20 protein-coding genes and 1 pseudogene are annotated in these 21,918 nt (G+C 46.4%); 2 read left to right on the top strand and 19 right to left on the bottom strand.

The features are described 5' to 3' along the window. Positions 1–49: 49 nt before the first annotated feature. The 11 genes from B9T62_RS10810 to B9T62_RS10765 form a co-directional block, all read right to left on the bottom strand. On the bottom strand, positions 50–256 hold the full coding sequence (locus B9T62_RS10810; RefSeq protein ID WP_087915265.1) for a hypothetical protein: 207 nt from the start codon (positions 254–256) through the stop codon (positions 50–52). 25 nt (positions 257–281) lie between these two features. Then, positions 282–992 carry an ABC transporter permease gene (locus B9T62_RS10805; RefSeq protein WP_087915264.1) on the bottom strand — a complete coding sequence of 237 codons (711 nt, stop codon included), beginning with the start codon at positions 990–992 and terminating at the stop codon, positions 282–284. After that, a complete protein-coding gene (locus B9T62_RS10800; protein ID WP_087915263.1) occupies positions 989–1,834 on the bottom strand; it encodes an ABC transporter ATP-binding protein in 846 nt (281 codons plus the stop codon). Before B9T62_RS10800 ends, B9T62_RS10805 begins: the two co-directional genes overlap by 4 nt. 104 nt (positions 1,835–1,938) lie before the next feature. Continuing rightward, positions 1,939–2,049, bottom strand: a complete 111-nt coding sequence (locus B9T62_RS40640; RefSeq protein ID WP_245864577.1) for a hypothetical protein — start codon at positions 2,047–2,049, stop codon at positions 1,939–1,941. An 8-nt stretch (positions 2,050–2,057) separates the two neighbouring features. Further along, a complete protein-coding gene (locus B9T62_RS10795; RefSeq protein ID WP_245864419.1) occupies positions 2,058–2,525 on the bottom strand; it encodes a hypothetical protein in 468 nt (155 codons plus the stop codon). Between the two features lie 366 nt (positions 2,526–2,891). Next, positions 2,892–3,866, bottom strand: coding sequence for a polysaccharide deacetylase family protein (locus B9T62_RS10790; protein WP_087915262.1), 975 nt, complete (start codon positions 3,864–3,866; stop codon positions 2,892–2,894). Positions 3,867–3,879: 13 nt separating this feature from the next. Then, complete coding sequence (locus B9T62_RS10785) at positions 3,880–4,659, bottom strand: hypothetical protein (protein ID WP_087915261.1); 780 nt, start codon at positions 4,657–4,659, stop codon at positions 3,880–3,882. Between the two features lie 44 nt (positions 4,660–4,703). After that, positions 4,704–6,257, bottom strand: coding sequence for a glycosyltransferase family 4 protein (locus B9T62_RS10780; RefSeq protein WP_169834365.1), 1,554 nt, complete (start codon positions 6,255–6,257; stop codon positions 4,704–4,706). A gap of 300 nt (positions 6,258–6,557) precedes the next feature. Further along, positions 6,558–8,318 carry a glycosyltransferase family protein gene (locus B9T62_RS10775; protein ID WP_087915259.1) on the bottom strand — a complete coding sequence of 587 codons (1,761 nt, stop codon included), beginning with the start codon at positions 8,316–8,318 and terminating at the stop codon, positions 6,558–6,560. An 11-nt stretch (positions 8,319–8,329) separates the two neighbouring features. Next, positions 8,330–9,619: a nucleotide sugar dehydrogenase gene (locus B9T62_RS10770; RefSeq protein ID WP_245864418.1), complete on the bottom strand. Its 1,290-nt coding sequence runs from the start codon at positions 9,617–9,619 to the stop codon at positions 8,330–8,332. A 236-nt stretch (positions 9,620–9,855) separates the two neighbouring features. Next, the gene (locus B9T62_RS10765) at positions 9,856–10,197 is read right to left on the bottom strand and encodes a hypothetical protein (protein WP_087915257.1); all 342 of its coding nucleotides are present in this window, start codon (positions 10,195–10,197) and stop codon (positions 9,856–9,858) included. Positions 10,198–10,461: 264 nt separating this feature from the next. On the opposite strand from B9T62_RS10765, the gene B9T62_RS10760 reads away from it, so the two are divergent. Together B9T62_RS10760 and B9T62_RS41745 are read left to right on the top strand one after the other, a co-directional pair. Then, positions 10,462–12,903 carry a hypothetical protein gene (locus B9T62_RS10760; RefSeq protein ID WP_211296442.1) on the top strand — a complete coding sequence of 814 codons (2,442 nt, stop codon included), beginning with the start codon at positions 10,462–10,464 and terminating at the stop codon, positions 12,901–12,903. Between the two features lie 443 nt (positions 12,904–13,346). Next, a pseudogene (locus tag B9T62_RS41745) lies at positions 13,347–13,596 on the top strand (hypothetical protein); the annotation flags it as partial. A gap of 530 nt (positions 13,597–14,126) precedes the next feature. On the opposite strand, the gene B9T62_RS10750 reads toward B9T62_RS41745, so the two are convergent. The 8 genes from B9T62_RS10750 to B9T62_RS10720 form a co-directional block, all read right to left on the bottom strand. Further along, positions 14,127–14,405, bottom strand: coding sequence for a hypothetical protein (locus B9T62_RS10750; protein WP_087915255.1), 279 nt, complete (start codon positions 14,403–14,405; stop codon positions 14,127–14,129). A gap of 467 nt (positions 14,406–14,872) precedes the next feature. Then, complete coding sequence (locus B9T62_RS41465; protein WP_342746190.1) at positions 14,873–15,568, bottom strand: ATP-binding protein; 696 nt, start codon at positions 15,566–15,568, stop codon at positions 14,873–14,875. Continuing rightward, positions 15,469–16,203, bottom strand: coding sequence for a hypothetical protein (locus tag B9T62_RS41460; protein ID WP_342746163.1), 735 nt, complete (start codon positions 16,201–16,203; stop codon positions 15,469–15,471). Before B9T62_RS41460 ends, B9T62_RS41465 begins: the two co-directional genes overlap by 100 nt. Positions 16,204–16,227: 24 nt before the next feature. After that, positions 16,228–17,772 (bottom strand): hypothetical protein, encoded by a 1,545-nt coding sequence (locus tag B9T62_RS10740; protein ID WP_087915254.1) that lies wholly within the window; start codon positions 17,770–17,772, stop codon positions 16,228–16,230. 4 nt (positions 17,773–17,776) lie between these two features. Further along, positions 17,777–19,006 carry a tetratricopeptide repeat protein gene (locus tag B9T62_RS10735; protein ID WP_087915253.1) on the bottom strand — a complete coding sequence of 410 codons (1,230 nt, stop codon included), beginning with the start codon at positions 19,004–19,006 and terminating at the stop codon, positions 17,777–17,779. A gap of 332 nt (positions 19,007–19,338) precedes the next feature. Continuing rightward, positions 19,339–19,638 (bottom strand): iron-sulfur cluster assembly accessory protein, encoded by a 300-nt coding sequence (locus B9T62_RS10730; protein ID WP_087915252.1) that lies wholly within the window; start codon positions 19,636–19,638, stop codon positions 19,339–19,341. Positions 19,639–19,753: 115 nt separating this feature from the next. Next, positions 19,754–20,122 carry a hypothetical protein gene (locus tag B9T62_RS10725; protein WP_087915251.1) on the bottom strand — a complete coding sequence of 123 codons (369 nt, stop codon included), beginning with the start codon at positions 20,120–20,122 and terminating at the stop codon, positions 19,754–19,756. Between the two features lie 199 nt (positions 20,123–20,321). Continuing rightward, positions 20,322–21,791: a glycoside hydrolase family 32 protein gene (locus B9T62_RS10720; RefSeq protein ID WP_281257766.1), complete on the bottom strand. Its 1,470-nt coding sequence runs from the start codon at positions 21,789–21,791 to the stop codon at positions 20,322–20,324. Between the last annotated feature and the right edge of the window lie 127 nt (positions 21,792–21,918).

Genomic DNA, 21,918 nt, shown 5'->3' with positions numbered 1-21,918 from the left:
TCTATAACAATAGCAAGATTTGGAATAAAAAAGAACTTCCTTTGCTTCATTAACTTGCACCAGTTGCCGTTAACACTTTCGTATTCCCATCCGCACTCCGGAACGTGCCGTCCGCCGAATACTCGTAGATCTGGGCCGGATTATCGGGCGACTGCTCCGAAGTGATAGACATGACGCCGCCTTCGGTAATATCGATGTTTATCGTTGTACTGGTCGCGCCATAGATTCCCGAATACTGCAGCATAGACTCTGGCATAAAGTCAGATACTCTTTTGTAAATCCTACTCATCCTTTAACCGTCGTTGATACAAAACAACAGACACAATCGTTAATACAACCGTCCATGCCAAAATGATGAGGAGAGGTTTCAATACATCGCCTGTCGTATAACCTGTATTGCTTAGACCCAGCAAATGCACAAGCTGACTGCTTGGCATGTAATCCAGCACTTTGAAGACCGGATAATCCTCCACAAATTGCGCTCCCCAGGGTGCACCGGTGAATATGAACGCCACAGGAAGTATAGATAATGAGGCTTCAAGCACCGTCTTGGAGAATAAACCGCAGATCGTCCCGGCTGCTGTGTACAGAATAATCGAAAGAATAATTGCTGCCACAAACGCCCCTATATTAGCTGGCTCATAGCCCAATATATATGTGGAAATAGCCAGAACAACAGCAGACATGACAAAGACCAAACTGCTTTTACCGATGAGAACATCCATGGTCGTGGCCGGAGTCAGCATTAATGACCGTAAAGTGTTACGCTCCTTCTCTTCCGCGATCAAGCAGGCTTGTGCCAGACTCGTTAGAATCACTAATGATGTATTTAGAAGAAAACCGATAGCTCCAGGTAAAGACGAGCCTGCACTTCGAAAAAGAAATGCGAAGAGTATGGGAAATATCAGAATAATCGAGATCGCATAATTGCGGGAAAACTCTTTGTAATCCTTCACAAATATCGCCCGGGCACGTTTGTATGAGATACTCATAGCAGCTCACTTCCTGTCATTTTAATGAAGATATCACCCAGACTTGGCTCTTTCGTTTCTAACCGGTCAATTAGCCCACGTTTCATCCAATCCGCGATTTGATCAGCCGTTCCCTCATCGATCGGGAGCTCGCAAGATTCCCCATTGATTAAGTCAACACAAACTACGTTTTCCCGATGCTGTCGCTTAAGTTCCTTGGGTGAGCCGATGGTTTGGATTTGTCCCTGATACAAAATCGCTACACGGTTACATATCAATTCTGCCTCAGCCATATCATGCGTAGTTAAAAAAATCGTTGTCCCTTTCTCATTTAAGTAGCGCAAGCCTTTATAAATATGTGCTGAGTTTACTGGATCTAAAGCCGAAGTAGGTTCATCTAAAAATAATAATTCCGGCTCATGGATAATCGCGCATGCCAACATGACACGCTGACGCATCCCTTTCGATAGGAGATTGACTTTCTTTTTGCGCTCTCCGCTTAAGTTCACAAACTGCAGCACCTTATGGACCGCAGATCTGGGAAGATCATATAACTTACGATACAGCTCCAGATTTTCCTCAATACTTAATCTCTCATATAGACCACTGTTATCCGTCAAAATGCCAAAGCGCATCTTCTGGGCAGACTGCTGCATCATCTCCGCTGGCTGGCTAAATACACTTGCCTGTCCACTTGTCGGATTTAACTGCGCAGTTAAAATCTTGATTAGTGTTGTTTTTCCTGAACCACTCGGACCCAGGAATCCAAAAATCTCCCCTTTCGGAATTGAAAAAGACACATCTGCTAACGCATCCTTATTTCCAAATCTCTTTCGGATACGTTCTACCTGGATAACATCCATGAACACCACTTCCTTAGCGTTGATGACTTAAACATATACAGATTGCATGCTTCCAGCCATCAAAACCCGCCGAAATGTAGCTGTAATCGCCTGAATGGTACCATTTAAATGTTAAGAAGTGCTTTTAATTCATGCAATTTCGAACGGGATAACGGAACCACGGCATCTTCACCTGTATTTAATCGCAAGCTGTAGCTATTCTTCGTCCAGGTAATAATCTCTCTTACTTTTTGCAGATTAACGATGTAGGATCGATGACACCTAGTATCCGTTTAAATTGACGACGATCTTGCTCCTCCAAGTAAAAGTAGGGTTCCTCCAGTACAAGTGTAGGCTGATGCGCAAAAAAGACACGCAGCAATGTCACATACATCCTTTTCGATGAGCTTAGATCCTTGATTTTTACCTTCCGTTCTTCTTTTAAAGCAAAATAATCCATTAACAAAGCGACACGCTCATTCCTCACCGTTACTTTGATTAGAAAGGTTATGAGCTCTTCTACCGTTAAACGCATATATTCGCTTTGCCCAGTCCGAAATAAATAATATTGGGAATGATTCACTAATTGATTCATTAAAAGTTGCTTTCGCTTCAAGTCCGTTATAATGCCAATCGATTGGTTCGATGTCATATTTAATTCAATCTTCGGTAGAAGTAATTCCCCATCATAATACATTGGTTGAAATTGCATGCCGTCCTCCTGGTCAGTGCCGCTATAGGATATATATAACAATTATAATGTCGGGATACTTTTTTGTCATTTTCTATCGAAACATATAACGGCATGTCTTCTCTAAGCCATATCAGTATATATTTTGACCATAGAAACAATGCATAGGTCGGGAAAATACGATAAAGAATTCGATTATTTGAAAGAACATCAAATGTAGGTCGGGTGGCTTTCCCTTGCCCATAATCTGCTGAAGCAAGCTGCCAATGAACAAAAACGCAAAGCAGCGATCCTCCAGTAACAGGAGAATCGCTCTACGCAGCTATGGGCCTCCCCGTTTTCCTTCAATGTTCCAATCGGGATGACTCGGTGTTGGTGAATCACGCTTTAACTCTTGATAAGTCTGTCGATGACCGGAATAAAATCTTCACCAGGAGCTTCATTCTTATTCCTTGCATACCAATCTTTAAACGTGGTCACTTCAATTTCGGGATCGCTCGTCATGTAGTGAAGCAGTCTGTCGAAGGAAGAAATATCCGCGTAATCGGTACCGTATATTTCACAGTATACAGTTCCGCCCGAAGATTTGTCCCGGTACAGGGCCGAGGGATTCTCCGGTGCTGCAGCGGGTTTGGTTTTCTTGTTGATAAATGAGAAACTGTGCAAGAAGAGGGTCATTTTCCTGAGCCCGTGGGCTTTCGCTAGTTGGATGACTTTCACCAGTTCATCATAAGATAACCAGTCCAGATCGAATTTGGATTTCAGGAGTTCTCCGGTCTTCGAGATGATTTTGACGTAGGTGACCGGAATCTCGATGGTGTTATAATAGGAAATAGTTTTATTAGTGGTCGGGATTTCTCCCAGATTATTATTGGGGTGTTGATGAAATACTGAAGAATCGATCGGTAAGCCGATCTCCGATAAAGCGTACAGCGTGTTTTCGTTAATCGCGTAAGATCCCCCTCTGTGCGCAATCGGGCTCGATCCCGTATGCTCGGCGATGAATTTTTTTCCATACTCCAAAATGTCAATCTGCTCCCGTAACGAATACCGATAGATCGGCTTACTGTAAAACGGAAGGTTTCCGGACGGATGGGTATGCAGTTCCACTTCATGACCCCTGAGATGGATGTTCCGGGCAATCTTTTGGAGCAGGGCAGGATCGTACTTAACATCGTATACATCCAGGAAGAAATTACCTTTCACACAGTGATGATCCATTATATCCATGATTTTTCCGATCCCCGGCTGCTCCGGCAATCCCTCTCCGGTGATCAGCCTGGGTGTAGTAAAGTATGCGTCTTCCGTATCAATCGTAATAAATATCGTAAGCTTCTTCTCCGGTTTGTCTGCTTGTTCCATTCGAATGCTCCTTTCAATCGGGATGCACAAGATAAGCGGGTTCAAAACCCGTTTTTTTCCGCCATGTAATCCGGCCTTCCCCGCCGTCATAGTAACGGCCATATATCAAATGCTCCAATCCTTGACCGTATGGATTGTCATCGTCCAAGATCCATTTAACGATTTCCAAATGGAGATGGAACATGATCCCGTCACTTAAATAATCGCCGTGTCCGAGGATTAGCGTGTACAAGGCGACACTCCCCGTTCGCCGCAAATGGATGAATCCGACAAGCCGTTCGTCCGTCACCACTTCTCCCTGTACGTGACCCGGGGCAGCCATAAAGATTCCCCAAAAAATCGAGTAATGAAATGGACAATCCGGCATCCGAAAGTGATAATATTGTGGCGGCGGTCCTCCTATATCTTCCAAAGTTTCGAGAAGAAACCCACTCCTCGGTCCTCCGCTGCGGACTTCCTTGGAATGAGTGATTGAGATAATATCGGGAGTAAACAGCCTCCTCACAAAGGGCTTTACATAGAATCCCTGTTTTAACGACTTGCCTGCTGCATACTCTGCCGACCTTGTACTCTTATATGTTCGTTTTGTTTTAATAATGTAGTTCTCATAGGTTTGATTTCTTAGATCCAACCAACCGGCAGCAGTTTCGATTGGCTGGCCACGGCCTACGTAGTCGTTTAAATAATCGACGATATAGTCCTCCCTGTTTTCTTGTGCGTCACAGGTATGATTTTCCGATCGATAACTTACGGGAACGACGGGCAAACTCGAATCGATACCCGATATTTTCAAAGAAACTTCTCCCCTCTTTCACTGATTCCTTATTTCCGGTGTTTTTATTCGTTGTAGACGTCAACATAGCCGCGTATAAGGTTGCGCCAGTCCCTTTTTTCTACCACCCATTCCCTCGCTTTCCTTCCCAAGTAGGGATGCTGCTGGGCACTGGCTATCGCCTCCGCGAGCGACGCGGCATTCTCCGGCTGAAACATCAGGCCGGTGTTACCGTCCGACACTATTTCCCGTAAGGCCGGTATATCGCTGACCATTACGGTTTTCCCCATTGCCATCGCTTCGTATGGCTTCAGTGGTGTCACCAGCTCGCAAACCTTCGCCCTCGTTCGCGGAAAGGGTACGATATCCATGACCGAGTAAAACCTCCTAACCTGCTCACGTGGGACCGCACCGACAAATGAGACTTCTCTTTGCAGACCAAGTGTCACTGACAGTATATGCAAATCGGGCAAGGCGGGTCCGTCTCCGACGATAATCAGCTTTATATCCCTTCGCTGCTCTTGCAGGATAGCCAGAGCGTGAAGCAAATAGTCCAGTCCTTCGTACTTCTCCAAGGTTCCAACAAATCCGACAACGAGTTTTCCCTCGAGACCGAGGGTCTGCTGCAACTCGGGACAGGGCGGTTGCGGTTGAAAATAGTTGACATTCACCCCGTTATAAACAACTGTTATTTTCTCCGAAGGAATACCCAGATCAATCAGAAGTTTTTTTAAAGAATCGCTGATGACAACGACCCGATCGGCAAGCCGGCAGCAGGTCAATTCATAAGCTTCGTGTAAGCGATACCGCTCCGAATGCTCAAACCCTCCCGTTTTTGAAGATTGGGTATAATGCCACATGCCTCTCACTTCATAAACCGTCCGGATTCCAAGCTTACGGCCTACCACAAGCGGAGGAAGAGCGTTTTGAAAATTCGATGCCGCATGAATAATGCCCGGCTTCAGATGCTCGAGTAATTTGGCGAACCGAAGGGCATATAACCGGAAATATTGGCTCATCGGTACCTTGTTCAACTCGATAGGGTTCGGATCGTAAAGGCGATACATGTCGATCCCGTTAAGGTCGGTTTGGACTGAATCGCAATGGTCAGCCGGGGGCCATCCCAGTTTCGTAACGCCGACGGCATGCAGTCCCATTTCCTTTTGGTGTTTAATGATTTCCGCATTTCTCACGGTATAACCGTTTATTGACGGGAAGGATTTGTTCCATACGTGGACTATCGTAGAGCCATGAACGATACGGCACAAATCGTCATCCAATTTCCATTGTTTGTGCAAATGTCGGATTTCGTCACGCGCATTTGCCAGCTCATTGTCATAGAGGCGGCCGAACCGCTCATTAATCCGCTTCAGAAAAAACAACCGTTCTGTGATGTTCCCGAGTCGATGATGGATGCTCGCAAGCCGCCTGTGCACTTGCACATTATTGACGTCGATGCGATAAGCTTGTTTCGCATAGTTCAATGCAGTAATGCAATCATTGTATTGATAGCAGATTTTCGCAAGATAGAGGAGGATTTTCACCTTTTGAGGCGCCGCAAAATCATGCAATTTTCGCTGTACTTCTTCAAGTTCTCCCCGTTCGACCAGCCATCGCATCCGCAGACATGTCCAACTATGTTTTCCGGAGAATAAATCGGTTAACAACTTATCGGTTTCATGGGTGATTGGCAGATGTGAGCTGGATCTTAACAAAGATCCGCTGATAACCTCCCACATTGGCCGCCTCTGGGCTTCCGGGGTTACACCCATAAGGGATGCAATCTCAAGTAAACTGTTTACGTCCCATTCATCCAAAGTGATTCTGGGATAATCATGAAACCTTATTCCATGGTCAGACGAGTGATCTCCTTGTTTAGTCACCTTAATTAGTCTCTCACGTCCTATCGTTAGCATCGCCTATATTGTGGCATATGCGACATGATCACCGTTGCAGGCTACGACCGCAGCCTTTTCGGTATCTGCATCGTCCCCGTATAAGAGCGACTCGTCGCTTTCCTGTATATTACGGATGTAATTGAATTTATCCGCTGCGAACATTTTTATGCCGCTATTCCGACAGTCCGAAAAAAAACGTTCAACCCCATCCTTCGATCTGCCGCGCAATGAAATCTCAGAAAAAACCTCCTTTTTGACGATCATTGCTTCCGCACTTAGCCGATCGACATACCGGTTCTCTTTATCCGCGGAAACGAGCAGCAATTGTTTCCGAGATTCCAGGTATATATACCGGGCACACTTACCGACGATAGGGGCATCCGTATAATGAAAGGCATGCATCAGGTCGGTCAGGAAATGCTCAGCATAATAATCTGCTCCATTCATCATCGCGACGCGATCGTAATCGGTATGACGGAGAGCAAAGCCGATGCGCTCATCAAAAGAGGTCTCTTCGGAAAACAGATATAGCGATACGTTCGGTTCGGAATGCAATTCCTTTATTTGCTTTTCGGATATGCTGCTCTTATCAAACAAAAGGATCAGCTCTTTATGTTCCCAATCCTGGTTATGAAAGCTCTTGAGCAGCCGATCTAGATATACATATTGATCTTGACAGGCGATAATCGCCACTCCGTTATGTCCGGATGTCGCAAACCTGAGCGTTTTAAGAATGTGATCGAGCCTGTGTCTGTACAAATGCTTCTGATGTACTTCGCGCAGCCCCAACAAACTGAGCCGCTCGCTGTAATGGGCGTTATGAAGCAGGTTGTTTAAGATAGCATTCGACTCATCGACCGATTCCGTGATCGGCACAATTCCGGGAAACATAGTTTCGATTCCTAGGGAGTAAGTGCTGATCACATTCGTTCCTGATGCAAGTATTTCAAAAACTCTTCTCGAAAACATCGTCGGACTGTCTTTTACCGAGTTTACATTTAGAAATACCTTGTAAAGTTTGTATGCCTCCACCATCTTTTCATAGGACAATACGCCTACAATATAAGGGTGATATCTTTGGGGAAACTTATAATTATTGTTGATTCTGTAATCACGTTTTCGGTCAAAAATATGCAAATTATATTTCCGGGCCGGACCCAGAATCAACAACATATCCTTGATCCTGTGGGGATATTTGGTTCGATACCAGCTTCCTGCGAAGGCCACATTATCCTTTGATTGATAGCTGGAACCAACGGGATTATGGAGAGCGGGCTGTGCGGCAAAAGGAAGCACGCTGACCCGGTCGTGCCCCAGATCCCGTCTATACCGCTTGATACAGTTTGCGTCGGTAGTAAATACGTAATCAAATAATTTAGCGGTAGAGATGAAGTGTTTGTAGTTTGGAGAATCCTCCTTGTTCCAAAACACGGTGGGTATTCCGTTTTTCCTGCAAAACCTGATCAATTTCCGTATTTCCGCAGCCGGATCTCCGCCGATATCGTGAAGTTGGCGCCGCCATGAACCGTCGAGCCCCCGCCATGCGGATTCTACCAATAACAAATTCGGTTTAAAACGTCGGATTTGTCGCTTCCAGATTGAGGCGTTCAGATGCATCAGTGTGCATTCGTATTTGAAGCAGGCATAGCTGAACGTATCCATGATACAAGCCACTCGGATGTCGGGCCGCCCGCAACCGCTTAAGCTATACGGCTTGAGATGTCTGATCCTCTCCCTGATCATTGCCCGCAGTAGTTCCCGGTCCTCTTGATGTTCATTCATTTCGAACAGGCTCACCTCCCCTCATCCCGGTGTGCTGCAACGTGCGCAATCTGTGTTCCGATTTTTTGGCATAAAAATCCCGCAAGCCGCAGACGATTAAGATCCACCATATTTCGGGTATCGATGATCCGCCGCGATCGCATCAACCTTCCGATTTGGTCGAAATCAATATTTTTGAAAATCGCATGGTCGGTAAGTAGGACGATGCAATCGGATCCCGTCACCGCTTCATGCAATGTAGGCGCCTTCTCCGCCATATCCTGTTTGACATAGGGATCGTAAATTTTAAGCTGATAACCGTTTGTGCGAAGCTCGTTTATTATGACAAGGGAGGGACTCTCTCTGATGTCGTCTATATCGCCTTTAAATGCAACACCCAGGAGAGTGATGACAGGCTTATGGATATCCCTTACCATTTCCCGGATCCGATTTGAAACCAGATGAGGAACATCGTCATTCGTTATTCGCGACAGCTCGATCAATCGGGCGGCCTTGGGCGCTTTTTCGAAAATAAACCATGGATCGACAGCAATACAATGACCTCCGACACCAGGACCGGGAGAATGAATATGAACTCTGGGATGCGAGTTAGCTAATTCGATCGCTTCCCAAATGTCAAAACCGACCTCTTCCGCAACTCTTGCCAGTTCGTTTGCCAACGCGATATTGACGTCACGGTATGTGTTTTCCATCAGTTTGACCATTTCGGCGGTTATGGTATCGGTAATGTGAATGGTCCCCTGTACAATTCGTTCGTACAGTTCCGCACACTTTTGAGCAGAAAGTGGGGTTACTCCTCCGACAATCCGGTCATTATGCTTCAGTTCGTGAAACAGCCTGCCAGGTAGCACCCGCTCGGGAGAATTACAAACAAACAGTTGTTCGCCGATGACCAGATTCGTTTGTCTGAGCACAGGAAGCAGTAACGACTCCACCGTTTTAGGGGGTACCGTAGATTCGAGAACGACCAAATCACCTGCCTTTAAAATGGGAACAAGCATTTCCGCAGCCTTGACAACTTGCGACAAATCAGCCGTTTTGCCGGGGCCAATTGGTGTCGGCACGGCTATAATAAAGGCATCCGCTTCCTGCGGCTGCATCGAAACCGTGAACGTCCCCGTGTCGATCGCATCCTTCAAGGCTTTTTCCATACCGGGTTCGTGCAAATGAATTCGTTTTGAACGAATCATGTCGATCACATTCGGATTCACATCAACTCCATGAACATTCATTCCAGAATTGGCAAACATGACGGCTGTTGGCAAACCGATATAACCCAATCCTACAACACTAAGCTTCAAATCCTCCCCCTTTCTTGGATCTTTAGAAATAGAATATGAACAAATTTTTTTTCGGTAACGGCAGATATCATAGAAATATAAAAAAGGCATGAGCCCTGTATATGACCATACTTCTCGTTATATATGGCCGCGCTGCAGACTGGCCGGTTCATAATAAGTATGTAGGATTGGGAGGCATGAAAAGAGGCTATGATATCATTTCATCATAGCCTCTAACCCAGTAGGGTCATGAGAGTTTATTTAATTTGTAATTCTACGGAAGCTGGATTTTTGTTGTTTCTGGATACTTTAATACCTGAGCCGCCTGTTTTTTGAATAATTTCGAAAACAACCTTTCCTGCTACTTTCGACACGTCTATTCTATAGACTTTCTGTGCTCCAGGCTCCAGGGTATCTACAGGTGTAAGTTGGTCATCTACATAAATGGGTAATGATTCTTTTGTTGACAAATCTTTATCGTATACATTCATATTAAATTGACGACTAAATTTTTCGTTGTTGTTTTTAATTTTCACATATAGGTTATTGCTATCTTTCCTCGTAGGAATCGTACAGCGGGATACGTTTGTTCGTGACATATAATCCTCCCTCAATCTTTTAATTTTTCACTCTTGTCTGAGAGAATTAATAGCATTAAGGATAGTTTTACGGTTATCGTTTCCAGATTGTAACAATCCATTCAGTGTATTAGTTAGGGTGGTGATCATGGCTTCTATATTGTTTGAATTCTGGTTTCCCTTCAAAGCTTCCAGCATAGAAAGTGTAGATATAGTCATAGCAATAAATGGACCAGTATTATCAGTGTAGTTGATCACGGTATTGTTTCCGTTTGTAAAGGTATTGTGCCCAGCGTTAGCTGTCGAATCAGCATCAGCATCAGCGTCGGCGTCGGCATCGGCATCGGCATCCGCATCCGCATCCGCATCGGCGTCGGCTTTAGCATCCGCATCGGCGTCGGCGTCGGCATCGGCATCGGCTTTAGCATCCGCATCCGCGTCTGCGTCGGCATCAGCATCAGCGTCGGCATCCGCGTCGGCGTCGGCTTTAGCATCAGCGTCGGCATCAGCGTCAGCGTCGGCGTCGGCATCGGCATCCGCATCGGCATCCGCGTCGGCGTCGGCATCGGCTTTAGCATCAGCGTCGGCATCAGCGTCAGCGTCGGCGTCAGCATCAGCGTCGGCATCGGCGTCAGCATCAGCGTCAGCGTCGGCATCGGCGTCGGCATCCGCGTCGGCGTCGGCATCGGCTTTAGCATCAGCGTCGGCATCAGCGTCAGCGTCGGCGTCAGCGTCGGCATCGGCGTCTGCATCCGCGTCAGCGTCGGCATCGGCGTCGGCATCCGCGTCGGCATCGGCGTCGGCATCGGCATCAGCGTCGGCATCGGCATCGGCATCGGCGTCGGCATCGGCATCCGCGTCGGCGTCGGCATCAGCATCAGCATCGGCGTCGGCATCAGCATCCGCTTCGGCTTTAGCATCGGCATCCGCGTCGGCATCTGCGTCGGCTTTAGCATCCGCGTCGGCATCGGCATCGGCATCCGCGTCGGCGTCGGCATCCGCGTCGGCATCGGCATCAGCATCAGCATCGGCATCAGCGTCGGCATCGGCATCGGCATCGGCATCGGCATCGGCATCGGCATCGGCATCGGCGTCGGCATCCGCGTCGGCATCGGCTTTAGCATCAGCGTCAGCGTCGGCATCGGCGTCGGCATCCGCGTCGGCATCGGCATCCGCGTCGGCATCGGCATCGGCATCCGCGTCGGCATCAGCGTCGGCGTCGGCATCCGCATCCGCGTCGGCATCGGCGTCTGCATCGGCATCCGCGTCGGCGTCGGCATCCGCGTCGGCATCCGCGTCGGCATCAGCATCGGCGTCTGCATCGGCATCCGCGTCGGCTTTAGCATCCGCGTCGGCATCGGCGTCTGCATCGGCGTCAGCATCAGCGTCGGCTTTAGCATCCGCATCCGCGTCAGCGTCAGCATCGGCGTCGGCATCGGCGTCGGCATCCGCATCCGCATCCGCATCCGCATCCGCATCCGCATCCGCATCCGCATCGGCGTCAGCATCCGCATCAGCGTCAGCATCCGCATCCGCATCCGCGTCAGCATCCGCATCGGCATCGGCATCGGCTTTAGCATCAGCGTCTGCATCGGCATCGGCTTTAGCATCCGCATCCGCATCGGCGTCAGCATCCGCGTCGGCATCGGCATCCGCGTCGGCTTTAGCATCCGCGTCAGCATCCGCATCCGCGTCGGCTTTAGCATCCGCGTCGGCGTCGGCATCCGCATCGGCTTTAGCATCCGCATCCGCATCGGCGTCAGCATCCGCGTCTGCATCGGCATCCGCATCGGCTTTAGCATCCGCGTCAGCATCCGCATCCGCGTCGGCTTTAGCATCCGCGTCGGCGTCGGCATCCGCATCGGCGTCAGCATCCGCATCCGCATCCGCATCCGCATCCGCATCCGCATCCGCATCCGCGTCGGCGTCAGCATCAGCATCTGCATCCGCATCCGCGTCAGCATCCGCATCGGCTTTAGCATCAGCGTCTGCATCTGCATCCGCGTCGGCTTTAGCATCCGCATCCGCATCGGCGTCGGCATCCGCGTCGGCGTCAGCATCCGCATCGGCTTTAGCATCAGCATCGGCTTTAGCATCCGCGTCGGCGTCGGCATCCGCGTCGGCGTCAGCATCCGCATCGGCTTTAGCATCAGCGTCAGCATCGGCATCAGCGTCGGCTTTAGCATCCGCATCCGCATCCGCATCGGCGTCCGCGTCGGCATCCGCATCGGCGTCAGCATCCGCATCGGCTTTAGCATCAGCGTCAGCATCCGCATCCGCATCGGCGTCAGCATCCGCATCGGCTTTAGCATCAGCGTCAGCATCGGCATCCGCATCGGCGTCAGCATCCGCATCCGCGTCAGCTTTAGCTTTAGCATCCGCATCGGCATCCGCGTCGGCATCGGCATCCGCATCCGCATCGGCATCCGCATCCGCGTCGGCATCGGCATCGGCATCGGCATCCGCATCGGCGTCGGCATCCGCGTCAGCTTTAGCTTTAGCATCCGCATCGGCATCCGCGTCAGCATCCGCGTCGGCTTTAGCATCGGCGTCGGCGTCCGCGTCAGCATCGGCGTCAGCATCGGCATCCGCGTCGGCGTCAGCATCAGCATCGGCATCCGCGTCAGCTTTAGCTTTAGCATCTGCAGTGGCATCCGCATCTGCAGTGGCGTCCGCATAGGCCCCCCCTTCTACATCTGCTGCTCTTACATCCTCATCATTATTTAATGGTATATCCTGATCAAATTTGTTTTTAGTTTCGTCGTTTCTATCCAAAATATTTTCCTCCCTTCTAGTAATCCAATTTGTTTCTAGTTTCGTCGTTTCTATCCAACATATTTCCTCCTTTCTAGCTTACAGAATTATTATATTAAGCGATGTCTCTACTAGTTCGGGGCGAAATCATCAAAGTACAGCGGAAATTGTTGCACAAGGTGTATCTAGACTGACGAAATCGTACGACCTAAATTCGTGTTTCATTGGTAGTGGTGGTTCAGGATTTGGTAGCTAATTCAAGTGATTTATCAATAATATATTTTTGCTTTTGGGCTGGCTTCATCTGTTGTTGATAACGTACAATAATTTATTCACCGAGAAATGGAGCCTGGTCAAGCACAAAAAAAGCAGGTCTCCTCGGGATTGCGAAATCACCAAGAGAGGAGCCTACCTCAATGACTACTTTACCCGAAGACATGCTATCCAATCTATTTGAAACTGTTGTAAATCAGTTTGTAAAAGATAACCTGCAATCCATCATAAAGCTGAAATCAAGCATTTCATGATGGACAAACAAGAAGGACAGCGTAACAGTCGCAACGGATAATACAAACGCAAGTATGAAGATATCAAGTACTGGCAGACACATCCCCTGCAGAAACGGTATTCCGTCATTAATCTGGAGACAGTCTGTATGTGAAGCTCTAACGCAGTACGGTAAGCGGCGAGGTGATTCACTTTGCCATGGGCTTCGATTTCCTAAAAAAGCTCGACGCACCAGAAAGGCAGGCGAAGCTCGGACAACCATTGACAGCATCAGAGCGTTTCAAGCTAATCAACCGAACGATCCGAACACATGACCTGAAAGGCCTCACAAGATATCTCTGCAAACTTGCTGGAGTGATTGCGAGTAGACGTTCTGCTAAAGCGACTAAATAGCACTATATATCCGAAAGCTATTCTCCACTCTGATCAAGGAATGCACTATACAGATTCAATATTTTATTATCGGGTCGCAAAAGTAGGGTTCTGTCAATCAAAGTCCGAAGAGGCAGCTGTTACAATATTGCCGCAATGGAATCGTTTCTCAGTAAGATACCTATGGACATTAAATAAGATGGCTCCTGATGAATTCAGGAGCCATCTCTTCACTGCGTAGGGTATTTAATTCGGTCGTCCACGTTTAGGGTCGAAGTGGGCAGGAGCAAGTCACTTTTTATTTAACAAAAATACTGTTATTTATCCTCAGTTTCCTCAGCAGCATCTTCATCCTCGGCAGTATCCTCAGCATCCTCAGCAGCATCTTCATCCTCAGCAGTATCCTCAGCATCCTCAGCAGCATCTTCATCCTCAGCAGCAGCATCGCGATTTTGCTTCTTAGCCAAAGCCTCTTCGTCACGATTTTGCTTCTTAGCTAAAGCCTCTTCGTCACGTTTTTGTTTCTCAGCCAAAGCCTCTTCGTCACGTTTTTGCTTCTCATCCAAAGTCTCGTCGTTGTTAGGTTCATAATTCATAAGAATATCACTCCTTTTCATTCAATCTGAAATCATTATATGTAAGGACAAATAAAATAAGACTAGGAATGAGTAAAATTCAGTTCAAACTCTTTCCATTTCATCAATAGACGGCCGGGTCCCCGAATTTTGGGCACTTGCCGACCAACCGTTAAGCAGACATACTAAATGGCGAGTATACACGCCAAGCCAAAGTTTGATGTTTAACGGATTTATGCCGTTTCCACCATGTAGCGTAAATATGGGCTCCTTAGTCTTGTCACCGACAATAAGCAAATGTGTTTTTCCATAAAGGGTATTCACGGAGAGTTCTTCATACCTCCCATAGCATTCAAAGCGCTCCAGCCGGCAGAACGAGCAGCCCCTGGCAGCCGCCCCTCCAGCACGTTTTGTTTCTCAGGCCCGGTTAACCGACTCCACACCGTACGATTCAATTCGACCATCTATTTGTCTCAGGACAATCCAGATTATATACGCCGTCCAAATTTTTTCAAGTATTCTTCCACGTCATTATAAATACCGGATTGATTGGAGTATTTCACATAATTCTTAGCTGTCCGCAGCCATTCCAGAGTTGAAGGACGGACTTCTTGCAGCACAGCCTCCACATCTGACATCCTGATAGGACGCTCGACTTGAGTCTCCAGTATCTCTTCAAGAACACGTTCCGCAGCTCTCTCGCACAGGTTCTCAATATCGGCTCCGGAGAAAAATTCGGTTCTTGCGGCCAATGAAGGAATATCCATATCCTGCACATAACGGTCAGCGAGTTTAAGTCGGAACATTTGCTCACGGGCTTCTTCGTCCGGCGGGGCAACGAACACCAAACGATCGAACCGTCCGGGCCGTTTCAGTGCGCTGTCCACATCCCATGGCATATTGGTTGCACCAATTACCAGAATCTGATCTGTATCGGTATCGATTCCTTCCATTTCGGTCAGAAAAGTATCAATCACTCCCCGCATATTCGAGGAAGATTTAGATCGGTTATATCCCAGAGTATCAATCTCATCGAAGAACATAATACTGGGCTTCCGGGAACGTGCTTTATCAAAGAGATTCTTCAGGTTCTGCTCACTGACACCAATATAGGGGTCGAGAATATCCGTAATGCTGACCGGAATAAAGTTAGCCTGACACTCACCGGCTGTAGCTCTTGTAATAAAGGTTTTGCCACAACCAGGGGGCCATACAACAAAACGCCTCCACCTGCTTTTTTGCGGAACTTGGAGAAAAGACTTTGATTTTGAAAGGGACTGATAATTCGAAGTTGAATGGTTTTCTTAAGCTTGTGAAGTCCGGCAACATCACTAAATTTAATCGGAACAGGTCCCCTCTGTGCTACTACCGGGTTGTCCTTCCCGCCTGAGAATACCGTCAGCCCGGCGCGTCCGGCAGGTTGCTTCTGCTCCTTACTCTCAGGGGTCGGGTATTCATTCCCGAACGCATTAATTTCCGACTCGGCAGGAAACCCGGAAGCTGCGATTGTATCCTCTATACTTGACTTCTCCTGATAGGGAACTTCCACTTGAGGGGCATATTCCACCCCTTCAGAGAGCACAACAGGTTGCTTAGCGCCGAAAGAGCCTGACTGAAGACTTGAGGTGACTAAAGATATCGCTTGAATCAATGCAAGCCGCTGGAGTTCCTGCTGACTGACCGTCAATGCAGAACTATATATTTGCAACGCCTCCAGTGCTTGCCCACGCTGCTCCAATTCCTGACCCAACCAATAATGGGCTTCTGCATCTTCAGGATGGAGAAGCACTATAGCTTGCAACCATTTTAATTTATCCATATTCGACCTCTTCTTCTGAGTGATTTATAATAATGCTGCTTCCGCAGTCTGCCATGAAGAAGCCCCGTAGCTCCATAATTTGATTAAGTCCCGATCCATCTGTCTGCTGTCTATCGCCCATTGAAGCTCTTCAGTAGTGTGCAAGCCCTTCAGCATCCCATCCTCCACAACAATCCATCGCTTGGAATCGGCATGTGCACCTCTAACCGGCAAACTCCATGTCTCCGTATAGGATGGATCATAGGGGTACTCTACACCTTCTGGAACTGTACACAGACAAGTAATATACAGGCGGATATCCTCGAGCAGCCTGGCGAATTTCTGCGGATGGACGAAAGAGTATTTGTATTCGCCTATCAGCAGAAACCGTGAGTGGGTGTTGTCCACCGGAGCCTGTACTAAATTATCATAACTGATGAAGGCGTCCGGAAAAGAATGCTCGAAAGGCTCACGAATATAGATGCCTACATCCGTTATAACCACACCATACTCTGCTTTTTTGCCCAATGCAGTTCTATAATGTGCGACTACTCTTTCATTCGTGCTCAGGCAGAAGGCCTCACGATTCAGAAAGTCCGCATCCAGAGGGTGTTTCGGATAGTAGTCAGAAATGAAAAACTTATGTTTTTTACAGATATATTCGAGAAAAAAGGCATCTGCTATGAGCACGTCATTCTCTGGAAGCTCTGCCCGGTCTACTAAATCCATAACCCATTTCTGGGGGACGCTAGATGCTCCCTGTTCTTCTACTTTCCGTGCAGCTATACGGGACAAGCTTTTCAATACTATTACAAGTTCTTCTCCAGAGAGCTCACAATCGAATAAATCATAAGATGTTCTACCGATGATCATCGCAATTTTGTCAGTTACTCTGTACATGTGGCTTTCCGCTACCAACTCCCACGGAATACTTTCGACTGGACACCAGCATGGTTTCCAGTATATGCATGCTTCAGTAATCAGAATTCCGTCTTTCACTTTACCCGGTTTGGAGAAGCTGAGGAAGATTACCGCTGTATGATGTTCGTAACCGGGGAATCTGTCCACAAGATCACTTTCACTTAAGCGATTCGCATCAAGCGGTGCCAGATAGCTCCTATTCCCAACATATTCTGAGCATACGGCTCTCATCTGATCCACAATAGACTGAGTCGAAAGATCCTCTTGCACCTCTATACTACTAACCATAGAACGAATGGAATCCAATAACTGTGCTACCTGGTCGTTGGTTATATCTGAGTGCGAGAAATATAGAATTAAACTTCCTAAGGTAATGCTGTGATTATTACGCCGCTTCACACACCCTATATTGATCATTCTTCTCCAGGAAATACGTTTTTCACTTCGTCCATACTTATAATATAGAGCTTCCGGTGTCAACAAAATTCCGTTCTTGTTCGAGAATACTCCACCATCCATATAGATTAGCAATCGCTCATTATCTTGAATGTTGAACACTTCTATCAGTTGGCTTGACAGGTCCTGAAGTAAGGTTCCTTTGTATATTTTGCGTCCGGTAAAAGGAACAAGCAGCTCAACCAATTTCTCTTCAAAATTATGTATTTTCATATCCTTACACCAGTCTGTTCAGCTGAGCGTCTTGCTGCCGCCTTATTTTAGGGACAGAGTAGATGCTGAAAGCGAACAAAATAGTTTTTAACAGCGCAACAAGGACAAGCTTCACAGGTAGTATGATACATCGCTTAAGAATTGGAACCATATTTCTCTCTACCACACTCATTTGCGAGAGCTCGTTAAGCCAGCCTTCGATGTATGGATTTCCGGGCCATTTGCGGTTCAGACGCTTGAAGTAATAGTAGGCAGTAGTGTAATGTTTTGCGTCATATTGAGCTTTGCCGTACATTAAATGAACCTCCATATCTTCAGGCATCAGTCGCAAATACGCCTTGAGCTGTCTAAGCGGCTGCACTTTCCCCTCCTCCAACAATATTTTAGAGTATTGCAGTTGGTGTTCCGCATTAGGAACCACTTTTGTTTTGAGATGATAGCCTCGCCTGAGACTTTTATAAAAGTGATCCTTTTGCGCCTCATAGATGTGGAGTTGTTCTTTTGCCATCAGGGCAATCTCTTGATTAGGGTCAAACATCAGAGCTAATTCGCAATGTTCTCTAGCTTGCTTGATCCGACATTCCTGGAGCAGAAATACGGCATATATCCCATTCGTTTCGGCATTTTGCGGCTCCAGTTGAAGTGCATGCTGAAACTGCTGTTCCGCATCCCCAGTTCTGAAAAACATAAAATATAGAGCTCCGAGCTTCATATGATACTCGGCAGCATCCGGATCAAGCTGGATGGCTTGCTGAATTTCCAGCACCGCTGCTTCAGCTAATTTGACCAAATGGGGATTAATGACAGGCCTGCTGAAAAAGTTGGGACGGATAAATTGGCTCATCTTAAATTGAACAGTGAACTGGAGGGAGAATTTATTGATGATATTCTCGGCCTTGGCGAAATGGAAATCGGCTATTTCCGGATCCAGGCGAAGGCATTGCTCCAGATATGCGGCCTGCTCATCCCATTGAAATAATTCCTTATGAATCTTACTAATCAGGAATACTATCCATTCATTCTCCGGTTCTTGTGACAGTGCTTGCAAGCCAATGTCAAGAGCCTCCTCGTTCCGATCCAGCATATACAATATCCGTGAGAGGTAGAATAACCCTTCTGAATCTGTTGGGTGTGTCTCCAGAATTTGATAGGCAAGCTGTTCAGCGGCTGTATATTTTCCGCTATCATGCAGAACAACCAACTGGTTCATTAACATTTGATAATCCTTCTCCACAATCTAATCCTCCTATATCTTGGATTCTATATATTATTTCGACAATTCATTTAATTTTCATAAATAATTACTTATATTCCTTAAGTCTTCGAATAGGCATAGGTAAAAAAAGCCTGCGAGGACGCAGACTGTACAGTTGTCTTTTCAATTTTGGCTGAAGCTCAATGAACGCCATTCATTACACCATCCCTCGGCGTTGGTGCCGCTATCTACAAAGAAACGGCGCTGTCCCAAGGAGCCCTTTATGGCTTTTGGGACAGCGCCGTTTATAACGGTTATCTTCCGATGTGGAGTTCGTATCACGAACATTACTTATAATAAGTAGCCACTACTTATTTTTCAAGAAAACCAGTAGAAGGATTTGTGATAAAGAAGCCTTCCTCAGGCACATAAAAATATTGAATCCATACACCATCCAAAAGAGGTTCACGTGTATCTAGCAATACTTCAATACCCTTATCTGTTGTCACAATTTCATCATGCTCGGTAGGTGCATCAAGAGCCACATCATAATGGCCGTGATTCCCATGATTCAGAGTAATGATTACACGGATCATCTTCCCTTCCGCTTCTTGGCTGCTCAACATATCTTTTAAAACTTTAGCTGCATTTCGATTAATTTTACATTTCATCCTTCTGCGACCTCTATTCTTCTGAATTTACAATAAGAAATTTATTATAACATAACCTGCGGAGCAACATACAATGCAGCTATATAAGTTCTATAACCTAAATTATTCGGCTCTGCTAATGTTCAATGCTATCTTTTAAACGTCTAGCCACTAGGAACAAAGGTCTACTCAAAATAATAACCAGAGTTACCTGCAGCGCCGGAAGCAGAAATTGCGACATCCATCTTGCAGCCGACGGCAACACCCATTCCCAAATCACACCAATAATTACTGTTGTGAATACACAGACTATTGTCGTCCAAATAACGGCTTTGCGCAGCTTTGATTTTACTGCAGGGTCGAGAATATCTATGTCTTCTTTTTGGAGGTGTCCGATGCCAATCCCCAGCCCTTTGACATTCGTCAGACGCGTAGACAAAGCCAAAGTGAAACACACTCCAAGTATAAAAATAATCTTCGGAAGTATAAAAAACATTTCAGACATAAGAGTCACCAGCTTTCGAGTTATTTAAAAGTAAATTCATTTTTTTATGATCAGTATACACCCGTTTGTTTCACTTGTGAATATTGCCTATCAACGCAGCAACCCTAAACTGGAGGTGAAGAAGCCGGGGATCGCTCCTGATTAAAAAACCTTCCTTCTCCTCCAACCCTTTTGCGATTACTCATCAAGTACATAAACTTCAACTTTTATTGAAGTGCTTGATCACAACATTTTTAAAGATTGCAGTGCCGCCTTCAGTAAAAAGCGAAATGCCTTTATCGTTTAACTCCGGGAAAATTAAACTGGAATAAGCAATTTCCCCATCATCCAAAAAGACTTCTATGCTTGTTTTATCGACGAGGATCTTTAAGTGAACGTTCTTCTTACTGACATCAAATGGCGCCCTGCTTTCAAGGTATTCCCCATCCTTATCGGGCTGCCCTGTAAAAGCTCTATTGACATAAGAATATTGACCTTCTATAAGAATTCCGATATCTACATGACGGTTTTTGTCTGTTGACTCCCGAAGCCTTAATCCTACATTCTTGATCTCTGACCAAGATATGTCTGTGTCCAGTTGATACGCATCACCTGTTACATTAAGCGTTTCAGAGCCATTAACTTCTATTTGTTCAAAGTGATCCATTGAGCTTGTCAATTGATTCAACGCTTCCATAGGTTGTGAAATCAAACGATACGTATGATCGCTTTCTTGTTTTAGTTCAATTTGACGAACAATCGAATCCATTCCGTTAAACCCTTCGTCCAGTGTTGGCGTATTATCAGGATAATCCCAATTATTCATCCAAGCCAAAGCATAACGATGACTGTATTTATCGCTGTCTTTCCCCTCTTCAAACGTTACAGCACCATACCAATCAAATCCGTAATCTAACCACTGAGGTTCATTATGATCCGGGATAAATTCCTTTCCATTAAAGTTCCCGGTCCAGTAGGCGTAGGTGTTTGGTTTACCTATCGCTTTACCATTTGCGCTGGCGCCAAGAACCCATTTATAGGTCCCGCCATTCGCCTGCATCAAATAAAGATCAGGACACTCCACAATTCCGATATTTTCCGTAAAGAAACCACTTGTATAATGCCAATCTTTTAAATTATCGGACTCATAAAAACCTATTTTCGTTCCTTCCGCCATGGTCATCACCCATTTATGAGCTTGGTCATCCCAAATAATTTTCGGGTCTCTAAAATCTGCTATGCCTGGATTCGGCATAATAGGATCATCACTATAAGAGGTAAACGTGTTTCCTTTATCCGTGCTGTACCATAAATATTGTTCCTGCTTCCCACCCTCTGCAGAGGGCTGTGTCATAATCGCCACAAGCGCCCCGTTTCCAAAACCTGCCGTATTGTTATCGTCCACAACGACTGATCCTGTCCAAGGATCACCGTTTTTGTTTGTATATTTAGGAATAGCCACCCCATCATCTTTCCAATGAACCAAATCCGTTGATGTAGCGTGTCGCCATTCTGTACCATTTCCATTGGGATAATCGCGATTATATAGATAGTAATAATGATACTCCCCATCCAAATAAATTGGCCTCTGAGGGTCGTTTTTCCATTTGTCGGGAGTAGTGAAATGATAGATAGCTCGATAGGTTGGCTTCTTTATTTCAGAATGTTGAACCTTTAATCCTAACGACATCACAATAATCAAAAAAAGGGTAATTCCTCCTAATTGCATATACTTCTTTTTATATTTAACAGTTTTGTTCAAGTTGACACCTCGCTGCTTACTCCATAAAAAAAATGCCGATTTGCATCGACATTCC

This window comes from Paenibacillus donghaensis (genome assembly GCF_002192415.1).
GTDB classification, from domain to species: Bacteria; Bacillota; Bacilli; order Paenibacillales; family Paenibacillaceae; genus Paenibacillus_AQ; species Paenibacillus_AQ donghaensis.
Note: the sequence above shows the minus strand (reverse complement) of the source record. Positions and strands in the feature narration are given on the sequence as shown.